This window comes from Rhizobium sp. WYCCWR 11128, from assembly GCF_013416305.1.
GTDB classification, from domain to species: domain Bacteria; phylum Pseudomonadota; class Alphaproteobacteria; order Rhizobiales; family Rhizobiaceae; genus Rhizobium; species Rhizobium indicum.
This window is the reverse complement of sequence record NZ_JACCEZ010000004.1, coordinates 400,907-411,399: the sequence shown is the minus strand read 5'-3', so window position 1 is coordinate 411,399 and position 10,493 is coordinate 400,907. Positions and strand designations below refer to the sequence as shown.

The window sequence follows — 10,493 nt, the reverse complement described above, 5'->3', positions numbered from 1 at the left end:
TCAGGGCTCGGCGAACACGGGCTCTTTGGGTTCAGCCACCGCGTAGTCGCGCTCCCAACCTTCGTTTTCTAGCTTCAACTTGCCGATGGCCACGGCGTTGGCGTTGGCGTCAAGGTCCGGCAATGTCTGGAACTCGGACACCCAGCAGCGGTAGACGTTGTAGGCGAGCACGACTTGGCCCGCCTCATTCAGAAGCTCGATGATGATGTCCTTGCGGAAATCGGCGAGCGAGACTTCGCCGCCCGGCAGCGAGCCGAAATTCCAGACCTTGTTCGCCCAGGCCTCGAAAGCCTGGTCGTGAGTCACGCCGCGCTCGAGGGTAATGGCGTCGTACTCAGTCCGGCCGGGCGCCTTGAACGACGTGGAGGGATCGCCGCCCGAGCGGTGCTTTACGACTTCGGTCGTGCGCTTCAGCAACGAGACCTTGGAGACGCCGGCAACATAGGCGCCGTCCCATTTCACCTTGAACTTGAAGTTCTTGTAGGGGTCGAGGCGTTGGGCATTGACGGAGAACTGAGCCATGAGCGCCTCCTATTGGCCGGACTGTATGATCTGGCGCAGACTGATCACCACGAACTCCGCGGGTCTCAGCGGCGCGAAACCGATGACGATGTTGACGACGCCGGCGTTGATGTCGTCGGCGGTGGTGGTGGAGGAATCGCAGGCGACGAAGTAGGCCTCCCGGGAGGAGACACCCTTGAAGGCGCCCTGGCGGAAGAGGCCCTGCATGAAGGCCGTCACATTGACCCGGAGCTGGGACCAGAGCTGTTCGCCATTCGGCTTGTGCACGGCCCATCGCAGCCCCTCGGACAGCGAGCGCAGGATGTAGGAGGCGGTCCGGCGGACCGGGATGTATTTCCATTCGGAGTTCATCGCGTCGGCTCCGTCGATGGTGCGGGATCCGAAGCTGACCGTTCCGTAGACCGGGAACTTGCGGATGACATTCAGGCCGAGCGGGTTCAGGATGCCTTGTTGCTCGTCGGAAAGCACGACCGAGGGGCCGTAGGCGCCCGAAAGCACGCACTCGGTTCCGGCCGGTGCCTGCCAGACACCCGTGGCGCTGTCGGTTCGGGCAAAGAGGCCGGCGATGGCGCCTGAAGGCGGATGACTGCGGATCGCTCCCGGCTCGAGCGGATCATCGACCCGGATGTTCGGGAAATAGGCGGCCGAGTGTTTGGACTGGAATGAGATGCCCGTTGTCTTCCAGGCTTCGGCACCACCGACGTCCTGCACGTTCGGTGGCGGATCCATGATGAGGAAGGCGAACTTCTTGGAGCAGACGAACGCCGCCTCCGAATAGATCAACGGGTAAATCTCGTGTTGCGCCACCAGTGGATCCTTGGCCGACGGGCGGACTGCGTCTGGCAGGCACAGGATGTTGAAGAATGGGTCCGGCTCGATGAGGGCCGTCACCACGTCCTTGAAGTTTGACGAAACGGGTTGGCCGGAAGCGTCGCCGTCGTCACCGGGAATCAGAGCGCCGCTGATCTGGCTCGACGCATAGGCCCGGCCGAGCTGGAAGCGCGACGGGTTTGCGACCTTCTCGGCCAGCGAATACGTCGTGAACAAAGACGTGCCCGATGCCGGTGCCGCAAGGGTGACCGTGCCGTCGACACGGCGGCTTGGCGTCACTGTCGTACCCACCGGAGCAATGCGCAACCGCATGAGCGTGCCGCCCTCGAATATCCCGCCTTCGATGGACAATGTTTCCAGCTTGCCGGCGGCGGTGGCGTTGGCGCGGATCGCTGCATTGAGCGCTGCTGTCAGCCGGATGCAAAGCTCCAGAGGCGTCTTCGGCTTGGCCGCTTTCTCCTCGAAGGCAACGACGTCAATGGAGATGGCAGCGCTGGCATCGATCGCGCCGTTGGCGTCACGAAACTCGATGTTCACCTTCACATTCTGCGCCGAGGCGAAGGTCCCTGCCGCGGGCGCGGTCCCGATGGCGTAGATGGATCCAGTCGGCTGGGGCGCCTGCTTGTCGATGGCAGTACCGGTCAGGTCCATCGCCACTAGCTTCGAGCCCGTGGCGGCATCATTGACCACCGTGGGCGCGAAGCGGGCAGATGCCGACGACGTGGAGAGGTTCGAAAAACGCTCGACCCGGCCGGTCAAGCGATCGCTGATGGTGAGATTGAAGAGCTTCTTGTCAGGATTGGCGCCGAGGCCGAAAGAGTCGAACTCGACAAAGATCTCCTCCGACGCTTTTCCGGAAGACAGGGCCGCAAGCGTCAGGGATAGTGTCGCGCCGCCAGCGTCCCGGCGAAAACCCGAGGACGCTGCCGTGGCGCCACTGGCGGGAACACGCAGGACATAAGCCTCTCCGCCACCATTGGTGAAGAAATGCAGCACCGAATAGGAGAGCGAGGAGGTCTGCGACAGTCCGCCGAAATTCCGTTCGAAATCGCCGAAATTCTGGAGCCGGATGGGTCTTCCATCGATGCCTGCCTTGGTAGGCCCGACGAACAGGGCGACCGACGTGGGCGCCCCGGCAATGGAGCGGACGCCCGAGGCCAGCTCTTGGGTGTAGACACCGGGAAACTTGAGTTGGAGCATGGAGTCCTCGCAAGACAGCGCAGGTGCTCGGCCAGCCCAGGGGCATAGCCGATGCTGCTAAGTGAACCACGTCTTCGGCGCGATAATTGCATTCGGAAAGGGGACGATTGCATAGGCCATTCGCGAACGCATCGGTCATTCGTCCTATGTGATTGACTTCTGTTTTAGGTGGAGCAGAGGGTTGCAAGAGGACCGGTCATCTCGCTGGGGCGGGTATCGCTGGCGATCGTAGCTGTTACCGGCCATTTTCTACGCTTGTGGAATCGCCCCCTGCTCTGTCCCTTGTGCTGCTGTGGCCAACGATAGGAGGCGTTCTTGTCCAAGCGCCTGGTGACGGTGGCCTGAACCCGAAAGAAAGCATGCTGGGCAGGTGACGTATGAGACGAGCCTCAAAATGAAGTTGTGCGCCGAAGGATTGCACTGTACTTTCCCGTGTCGGTTGCCGGCGTTAGCCTGCGGGGCTGATAGGGTGGGGCTGATGGCACGGGAAGACGCGGTTCTTTTCGCAGTGCAGTGCATTCACGAAGCGGCATTCGCGCCTAACGGATGGGCGCGTGCATTGGAGTCTGTCGCGATCGCAGCCGGCAGCCAACAGTCAATCTTTCTGGCTCAGGACGTGCTCACCGGAGCCGTAGAATTCGTTGCCGGATTCGGTGTCGCGTCTGAACATTTGGCGGCATGCGCTGCTGCAGCTAGAGCCCGCTCGTTGACCCACTGGATGCAAAACTTCGCTGCTCCGGCATCATTTGCCGACAAGTTCTCTCGTTCTACCCGCCACAATAAGGTGATGCGGCACGAACTCTCGTCTGCCGGGGTCATCGTTTCGCCTCTCCGTATGCAACAGCGCGATGTCTATTTAAGCGTTAGCCGCTGCTTAGGCCGCGCGAAATACGATCGTGGAGACGAGACGACCCTTCGAACGCTCACGCCGCACCTCGCCGCTGCGCTCAATGTAGCCAATAAACTGGCGGCTGCTGATTTGTTTGCGATGGGTGCCGCGGCTGCGCTGGACAGGTTGGGAGCAGGTGTTCTGCTGGTAGATGCAGCAGCTACTGTCGTATCAGCCAGTGAAACCGCCGAAGCGATCCTCTCCGGAAAAAAGGCTCTCGAAATCGATCGAAAGGGTCTGCGAACCCGCGATCCATCTGCAACTCGCGTCTTGCGCCGACTGATCGCAAGTTGCGCCGATTTGACCGCGCCGCGCAATGCGCCTGGGGGCAGCCTTGAAATTGTAGATTCGGACGGGCGCGGTGTGTTGCATGTCATTGTCGCTCCGTTTCGAACCGAGTTTGCATATTCAAATACCCTCCGACCCAGTAAAGCCCGACCGGTAGCAGCTATCATTGTCACTGATCCCGCTAAAGAACAGGATTTGCGGAGGGAGAACCTGCGTCATCGGTTCGGGCTCACGTTTGCAGAGTCCAACGTCGCGTTTGAAATTGTGAAGGGAGACGGGCGCGAGGCATGCGCTGCGAGGCTTGGGGTCTCGGCTAATACGATTAGGGCACACTTAAGCAGTATCTTCGAGAAGACGGGTGTGCACCGACAGGCGGAACTTGTCCGGTTGGTTATTGCAGCGGGAGCGCGAACCTAGTCGTTCGCATGGCAAGCCTTTTCGTTTACAGCAACTTATCCGAGTTAGCTGCAGGGGGCTAAGGGACACGGCGGCTGCGACCGCTCACAAGGAGGAGGTGAAGGCACGCTGATAGCTGATCAGGCCCGAGGTCAGCACCTGTGACCGTCGCAACGGGAAATTATAGTCGCTTCTGGCACCTAGACGTCGGAGGGCAAGCGCCCTCCCTCAGAGATCGCTCACAACTGGATCGTTAAGCCTCGCGTCCGGTCGGGACAGTTACCCGGTTATCAGAATTTCAATATCGAGGATTGAAAGCGGAGGTGAGCTAGGTGCCAATTCGCATATCTACCCGCACCTGGTTGCAGAGGCAAAAATCTGAACTCCCGAGGAATCAGATTTTTGGTACTCGGTTGTATCCTGATCGGGTCCATGATGTATCGCCAGCGAGTGCTTGTCCGTCAACCACTCTTCCTGTCCCCGGCGCTTCGCGGATATGCAGACGTCAACACTTTCATAGGCCACATTGATCGCGTTCCGTTCCTGCCGTTGTTCGCGATCAAGAACACGGGGATAGGATTTTCTGTATATCTCCCCTTGTCCAGGCACCGACAGTACAATGAGTAGGTCTTCGTATTGAAGAGGTGTTTCATTGAACAGGAATATGCTCGCACCAGAGGGAACGTAATTCCACTCCCCGTTGGGTTTATGGCCATTTGCTTCGTGTAATAGGAACAACTCGAACTTCAGCCATCGCTCTGAGCTCTCGAGCAATCTCGATGTGTCTCCCCTTATCTCGGCGGAGATATTCTTGATGGCAGCGATATCCTGCTGGGCGACGCCTAAGGCAATTTGGAACCGCCGGACTTCTGGAAATTGAGCAGCAATCACACCGCCCTCTTCGCCGGCCTTTGTTGAGAGAGTTGAAAAGTCATACAATAGCATTGCGAGCAGAGCGCATGAGAGTCCGAATGGACGCGCTGAGAACTGTTCACTCACATCGTTGCCAAGCAATCCACTCCAGAAGCGGTCAACAACCAGCTCTTTGGGCAGCAGAAGACAAGCAAGCCCCAACATCAGAAGGCCAGCAATTGCACCTATCGCTATGTTTGAATTTTGGAGAATGTCAGAAAACGTGCCAAGTAATCCACAGAGACCGATGAACGTCGGATACGTAAAACGAGTAAGAACCTGCATTCCCCAAATGCCCCTAAGATTGCCCGACAGAGACATATCAAGGGCATCACCAATATATCGTTACTTGCACTCAATCTGGGGTTCCCAAACAGCGGTTCAGATATCTCGAGTGCTTCTTCTCGAAGTCGTTCCGCTTATGTTATCGGAATTTGGGCTCCAATTTTACAAGTCTCTGTGGACTCAGGCCCCCGCAACCAAACCTTACCAGATACACATACGCAAAAGCCCGCCTCGTGCGGGCTTTTTGCGTTCCAGAAGTTTGAGGCAGGCATCCAGGATTCAGTAATCGGATACCCAGTTCAATTCATTCCGGGCCAGGAATTCTGCTGCCTGTATTGTATCCAGGGCACTCGCTGTCTCCCTGAAGTAAGGCAAGGTTTCCCAGAGGGTGTGATCGCCGGCGATATAGAGCGGAGAGGTTCAGTCGAAGAAGCCGACGTCCTCTTCCCTGAGATATCTCCTGGCCGCTTCGGCGTCGATATCGAGGCCCAACCCCGGCGCTTCCAGTAGGTCCACCATGCTGTCCTTGACGATCTGCGGCGGCAAGCCGATTACCAGATCCTCCCACCAGGTGTCGGAGGCGCTCGGATATTCGAAGGCGATATAATTTGCCGGCAAGGTGGCGCAGACATTGATCAACGCGCCGAGCCCCAGCAGGCCGTTAGCGGTGCCGTGCGGTGCCATCAGGATCGAGTGCATGTAGGCGTGCTCGGCGACCCATTTGAGCTCGGCAATGCCGCCAATGTCGGCTGGATCGGGGCCGATGATGCGTACCGCCTGCGTCTCGATCAGTTCCTTGAAATTGTGCCGCAGGTAGATCTGCTCACCAGTGTGGATTGGCGTCGAGGTGGAGGTTGTCAGCTCCCGATAGGCCTGCGGATTGACCCACGGCACGTAGTCGCCAGTCAGCATGTCCTCGAGCCACATCAAATTGTACTTCTCGACCGCGCGAGCGAACTTGATCGCATCGGGCAGCATCCAGCCCGGGCCGCAGTCGAGCGCCAGGCTGACTTTGTCGCCCAGCACTTCCTTCATCGCGATCACGCAGTCGAGCATGTGATTGAAACCGCGCTCGCTGATCATGCCCTGATCCATGGCACCATGATAGCCGGCCTTCTTCTGCGTCACGCCGTAGTGGAAGTCCTCGATGGTGTCCTTCATGTTGGAGTGGAACGAGATTCCTTGCTTGACCATGAAAAAGTTTTGCGGCTGCTCCATCATCCATTTGACGTCAGCGGCGTAATCCTCCGGTCGGTCGCCCGTGCGTTTTTGGCGGATCGAGCCGTTGTAGACGCGCACCTTGTCGCGCACCTTACCGCCGAGCAGTTTATAGACGGGCACGCCCGCGGCCTTGCCGGCAATATCCCATAATGCATGCTCGATAGCGCTTACCGCCGCGCCGTACGGCTTGAAAGAGCCGCGTTGGCGGATCTTCAGCATCACTCTCTCGACGTCAGTAGGGTCCTCGCCGATCAGCGCCTCGCGGAAATGCAGCACAAAGGGCTTGAGGTAGGACTTGGTGAATTCGACTTCGCCCAAGCCATAGAGGCCCTGGTCCGTAACGATGCGGACGATCGGGTGTTTGCCGATAACGGCGCAGCGCAGATCGGTGATCTTCATCTTCGTTCCTTTTCGCCTCAGCTCCAGGTGCGATCCCAGGAATATTCATCGTCCCAGCGATCCGTGGGCTGCCAGATGCCGGTGACACCCGGCTGCAGATGCCGCGAGATCACCTCGTCGACGACGTCGTCAATCCCCAGGCCCGGCTTGTCCGGAACAGTGATAAAGCCGTCCTTCACGAGTGGCTTGGGAAGGCCAGTGACGATATCGTCCCACCAGTCGACATCGGCGGAATGGTATTCGAGCGCCATGAAATTTTCGGTCGCCGTCGCCACGTGTGCGGCGGCCATTGCGGCGATTGGACTTTCTGCCATGTGGATAGCCATGGCGACACCATGGTCCTGCGCCATGTCGCCGATCTTCTTGGTCTCGAGGATGCCCCCGCTGGTGAGCAGGTCCGGATGGATAACGGAGATGCCGCCGCTCTTGAGCAGAGGCTCGAAACCCTCCTTGAGGTAAATGTCCTCGCCAGTGCAGATCGGCACAGTGGTTGAGTCCTGCAGTTGCCGGTACTGCTCGGTATACTGCCATGGGATCACATCCTCGAGCCAGGCCGGCACGTATTTTTCAATTCGCCTGGCAAGACGAATGCCGTTCTGCACTGAGATGTGGCCGATGTGGTCGATGGCGAGCGGAATATCCATGCCGATGACCTCACGAACCTCGGCGATGTATTTCTCAAGGAAGTCGAGGCCCTTGTCGGAAAAGTGGAGGCCGGTAAAAGGGTGCGGTACGTTATGCAAATCGTACGTAGCGTTGCGGAAGCGCCGCTCTTCAATTGTCTTCAGCGGGCCGCGGCCGGGGTGGTCGCGGTACCCTTCAAGTGAGCCGGCAGGAGACACGACCGCACCTGGCACATCCGCGATCTGCATCAGCCCCAGATCCATCTTGAGGAAGGTGAAGCCGAGTTCCATACGCTGCTTGAGGCGCCTGCCGGTCTCGGTGCCGCTCGGCACGGTGGCATCGGTGTCGCAGTAGACGCGCACTTTGTCCCGAAACCGGCCGCCGAGCATCTGGTAGATGGGGACGCCATAGGCTTTGCCGGCAAGATCCCACAACGCGATTTCGACCGCCGATACGCCGCCGCCTTGGCGGCCGTGCCCGCCGAACTGCTTGATACGGCGAAATAGGCGGTCGATGTTGCAAGGGTTCTCGCCGAGCAATCGGCTCTTCAGCATCAGCGCATAGGTGGCGCTGGCACCGTCGCGCACCTCGCCAAGCCCGACGATGCCCTGGTTCGTGTAAATCTTGAGCAGCACTGAGGTGAACGGCGCGCCGACAATTTCCGCTACCCGCATGTCGGTAATGCGAAGGTCGGACGGCTTGGAATGCGTGTTCACCCGATTCAGCGCCTCGTCGGCTTCATCTGCCTCTGGCATGATCTATCCTCGTTCTGTCGGCGGGGTTCGTGCGCGCACGGCTGCGGCGGCATAGAGGCTGGCTAATCCAGCTCTATCTCGTGGTTTTGAAGGTAGTCGCGGTTCATTTCGATGCCGAGACCAGGCTTGGGCGTAAGCTTGAGGCTGCCGTTCGAAACATCGAGTGGTTTGTCGATGAGGTGATCGTATTTGCCCAGATTCCACTCCGACGTTTCGAGTTTGTAGAAGTTAGGAACGGTCATCATCACCTGCGCTCCCGCAACCACGTTGATCGGTCCTGCAGCATCATGCGGCGAGACCGGGATGTAGTAGGCTTCGCATAGCGCAGAAATCTTTTTGAGTTCGGTGATGCCGCCGGTCCAGGTGACATCAGGCATGATGTAGTCGGCGAGCTTGTTCTCGAGCACCGGCACGAAATCCCACTTCGTGTGGCCGCGCTCGCCCCACGAGATAGGTGTGCTGACCTTCTCACGGACCTGTCTGAGAGCGTTGAGGCTCTCCGGTGGACAGGGCTCCTCGAACCAGTCGATCTGACCAGCTTCCTCGAGGCTCCGACAAAGGCGAATGGCGGTGGGAACGTCGAACCGGCCATGCGCATCGATGAGAATGTCGACATCAGGGCCCGCCGTTTCACGGATCAGAGCCGTGAGTTCGGCGGCTTCGCGCTCATCCTTGCGGGTCATGCTGCCGTCGAGGTAGCCGTCCCGCTGTTCGCGCGGCTGTCCATCGCCGGTGCGGCCTTGGTGGGGGAAAGGATCGAACTTGAGCGCAGTGTGACCGGACTCGACGATGTCTCGAATTTCCCGGACCACAGCCTCTTTGCTGGTGAACTTGGCCTGGTTGGGATGGGTGTAGAGCGTGATTTCATCGCGTACCGGTCCACCCAACAGCTCGTAAATTGGCTTGCCCAAAACTTTGCCTCGGATGTCCCAGAGGGCTATGTCGATGGCGCTTACACATTCGACTGCGGCGCCGCGACTGCCCATATAGGTGAAACTGCGGAATATCTTGTGCCACAGATACTCGATACGCGCCGGGTCCTCGCCTTTCAAAGCGGCACCGATCTGCCGCAGGATCGTGCAGAGGGCGCGATTGGCGAGCCTCGTCGTGGTGGTGATCTCTCCCCAGCCGCTCACCCCATCGTCGGTCGTCACTTCGACGAACAGAAACTCTCCCCAATAGGAAGCATCGGATCTGATGAGCCACGGCCGAACGCTGGTGATTTTCATCTCAACTGCCTTTATCTGAAGTGGTCGGGATAACGGTATTCCAGGCCCGGTATTCTATCCTGCCCGAGCGGCATTACGCGCACGCATGTGTTCGAGGATGTGCCGGCCGGAGCCCTCGACGTGGCGTGCAATGAGTTCGGCTGCCTCGTTCGCATTTCCCGCTTTTACATGCGCAATGAGCTCGCGATGCTCGCTAAGGATCGCGGCACGCCGGGCGAGCGTGAAGTTGAACCGCCGGCTCACGGCTCGAAGCACTTCGCGATGCTTCCACCAAAGCTCGGCGGCATGGCGGTTGTAGTGCTTTTGGTACATGACGGTGTGAAAGGCGGTGTCCAGTTCGCTGTGCCTGAACGTGTCGGCGAAGTCGTTCTCTTCAATCAGGCCTTGGATGCGTTCGAGTTCAGCAATGTCCTCGACGGTGGCCATATTCACGAACCATCGCGTCAGTGCCGGCTCGATCAAGACTCCGATCTCGTAGATATCGCGAACAAAATCCTGATCTATGGGCCGTACGCGCGCTCCGCGGTTGGGAACGAAGGTGACAAAGCCCTCCCCGCGCAACAGTTGCAGAGCCTCGCGCACGGGGTTGGTCGAAGTGCCGTGGCGCCGGGCGAGATCGGTGACCACAAGCCGTTCGTTGGCAGCGAGCCGCCCTTCGATGATGTCTTCCCTGATCAGTTGATAAAGCGAGGCGCCCTCGCTGGAGGCCCCGATAGCGTCGATCCCTGCGGGTGGCTGTGCTTTAAAATCGCTTGTTTCGGCCAAGACTGCCCCCAATCAATACATATATTGTTCGGATATCACGCGATGTTTCGATAAACAATGTACGATTTCTCTTGTTGACAGGCAATCTACGATCTGAAAACGTATGATCAGGTCGAAGGGATACATTGGGTGGAAAATCCCGCGACCGGGAGGAACGACCGCTCGCCTCGACGCAGA

Annotated in this window: 8 protein-coding genes; 1 reads left to right on the top strand and 7 read right to left on the bottom strand. The window is 58.8% G+C overall.

Features of this window, described 5'->3' with window-relative positions:
- Both HX898_RS16660 and HX898_RS16655 read right to left on the bottom strand, forming a co-directional pair.
- On the bottom strand, positions 1-522 hold the full coding sequence (locus tag HX898_RS16660; protein WP_180195134.1) for a phage tail protein: 522 nt from the start codon (positions 520-522) through the stop codon (positions 1-3).
- 9 nt (positions 523-531) lie between these two features.
- Entirely contained in the window at positions 532-2,553 is a 2,022-nt protein-coding gene (locus tag HX898_RS16655) for a phage tail sheath C-terminal domain-containing protein (RefSeq protein ID WP_180195133.1), read from the bottom strand.
- 478 nt (positions 2,554-3,031) lie between these two features.
- Between HX898_RS16655 and HX898_RS16650 the strand changes: the two genes are divergently transcribed.
- Positions 3,032-4,147, top strand: coding sequence for a helix-turn-helix transcriptional regulator (locus HX898_RS16650; RefSeq protein WP_180195132.1), 1,116 nt, complete (start codon positions 3,032-3,034; stop codon positions 4,145-4,147).
- Positions 4,148-4,474: 327 nt separating this feature from the next.
- On the opposite strand, the gene HX898_RS16645 is transcribed toward HX898_RS16650, so the two are convergent.
- The 5 genes from HX898_RS16645 to HX898_RS16625 all read right to left on the bottom strand — a co-directional run bounded on the left by HX898_RS16645 (position 4,475) and on the right by HX898_RS16625 (position 10,316).
- Positions 4,475-5,323: a hypothetical protein gene (locus HX898_RS16645; RefSeq protein ID WP_180195131.1), complete on the bottom strand. Its 849-nt coding sequence runs from the start codon at positions 5,321-5,323 to the stop codon at positions 4,475-4,477.
- A 420-nt stretch (positions 5,324-5,743) separates the two neighbouring features.
- On the bottom strand, positions 5,744-6,943 hold the full coding sequence (locus tag HX898_RS16640; RefSeq protein WP_180195130.1) for a mandelate racemase/muconate lactonizing enzyme family protein: 1,200 nt from the start codon (positions 6,941-6,943) through the stop codon (positions 5,744-5,746).
- Between the two features lie 17 nt (positions 6,944-6,960).
- Complete coding sequence (locus HX898_RS16635; RefSeq protein WP_180195129.1) at positions 6,961-8,322, bottom strand: mandelate racemase/muconate lactonizing enzyme family protein; 1,362 nt, start codon at positions 8,320-8,322, stop codon at positions 6,961-6,963.
- A gap of 62 nt (positions 8,323-8,384) precedes the next feature.
- Positions 8,385-9,551 carry a mandelate racemase/muconate lactonizing enzyme family protein gene (locus tag HX898_RS16630; RefSeq protein WP_180195128.1) on the bottom strand — a complete coding sequence of 389 codons (1,167 nt, stop codon included), beginning with the start codon at positions 9,549-9,551 and terminating at the stop codon, positions 8,385-8,387.
- Between the two features lie 54 nt (positions 9,552-9,605).
- A complete protein-coding gene (locus tag HX898_RS16625; protein ID WP_138330096.1) occupies positions 9,606-10,316 on the bottom strand; it encodes a GntR family transcriptional regulator in 711 nt (236 codons plus the stop codon).
- Positions 10,317-10,493 lie beyond the last annotated feature (177 nt).

Coding starts and splice junctions, on each gene's coding strand:
- HX898_RS16660 (WP_180195134.1), bottom strand. CDS start 522: ATGGCTCAGTTCTCCGTCAATGCCCAACGCCTCGACCCCTACAAGAAC.
- HX898_RS16640 (WP_180195130.1), bottom strand. CDS start 6,943: ATGAAGATCACCGATCTGCGCTGCGCCGTTATCGGCAAACACCCGATC.
- HX898_RS16630 (WP_180195128.1), bottom strand. CDS start 9,551: ATGAAAATCACCAGCGTTCGGCCGTGGCTCATCAGATCCGATGCTTCC.
- HX898_RS16650 (WP_180195132.1), top strand. CDS start 3,032: ATGGCACGGGAAGACGCGGTTCTTTTCGCAGTGCAGTGCATTCACGAA.
- HX898_RS16655 (WP_180195133.1), bottom strand. CDS start 2,553: ATGCTCCAACTCAAGTTTCCCGGTGTCTACACCCAAGAGCTGGCCTCG.
- HX898_RS16645 (WP_180195131.1), bottom strand. CDS start 5,323: ATGCAGGTTCTTACTCGTTTTACGTATCCGACGTTCATCGGTCTCTGT.
- HX898_RS16635 (WP_180195129.1), bottom strand. CDS start 8,322: ATGCCAGAGGCAGATGAAGCCGACGAGGCGCTGAATCGGGTGAACACG.